This window comes from Mesorhizobium sp. P5_C1 (assembly GCF_054049815.1).
The window spans coordinates 1-651 of the sequence record NZ_JBFULQ010001315.1 but is presented as its reverse complement, the minus strand read 5'-3'; the positions used below and the strand labels follow the sequence as shown (position 1 = coordinate 651).

The 651-nt window shown below is 56.8% G+C and carries 1 protein-coding gene; it reads right to left on the bottom strand.

From position 1 onward, the window contains the following. Positions 1–501, bottom strand: a 501-nt coding sequence (locus ACXJ7R_RS35580) for a PAS domain-containing protein (protein ID WP_457155867.1), incomplete at its 3' end; no start/stop codon positions are given. Between the last annotated feature and the right edge of the window lie 150 nt (positions 502–651).

Below are 651 nucleotides of genomic sequence, written 5' to 3'. Positions count from 1 at the left end.
GTCCTGGTCAGTCGTATAGATGGCGACCGGAAGGCCGTCGAGGATTTGGTGATAAGTATTGTCCTGCTGCCTGAGGTCCGTACGGGTCCGCTCAAGGTCGGTCACATCGACCATAAAGCATCTCGTGTTGATCAGCTTGCCGTCGCGGAAATGCCCGCTCGAAGTGATTTCGACATGCTTGATGGATCCGTCGCGGGCTCTCAAGCGCGCCGGATATCTCGGGATGCGCTCTCCCCTGGTGAGGCGTGCCAGAATGTCCTCTATGACGTCCCGGTCGGGATAGAAGTCTGCGATATGGCGGCCGACATAGTCTTGGGCAGGATAACCGAGGAGGTCGAGCTCCGCCTTGTTGGCTTGCAGAATGATGCCATCAGCGCTCACCAGGTGAAGCGCGACGGCGCCATTCTCGAAAAAATCCTGATAATCAAAATTCAGGCTGTCATTGGCGGGCATTTCTGGGTTCTTGAAGGCGACAACATTTGCCTGCCGCAGCTCGTCCATCCCGGTCCCCCAATCTAGCTTAAGCGTCCACAACGCAGCTCGTGCCATTTCGTTCCAAGATCGTTTTTAGTGCGTTGCACGGGACCGGCATGCCATCCGGTGACCGGATAGCTGAGCCCGCTTAAGGGTGGTCTTTGCGAAGCCCAACTC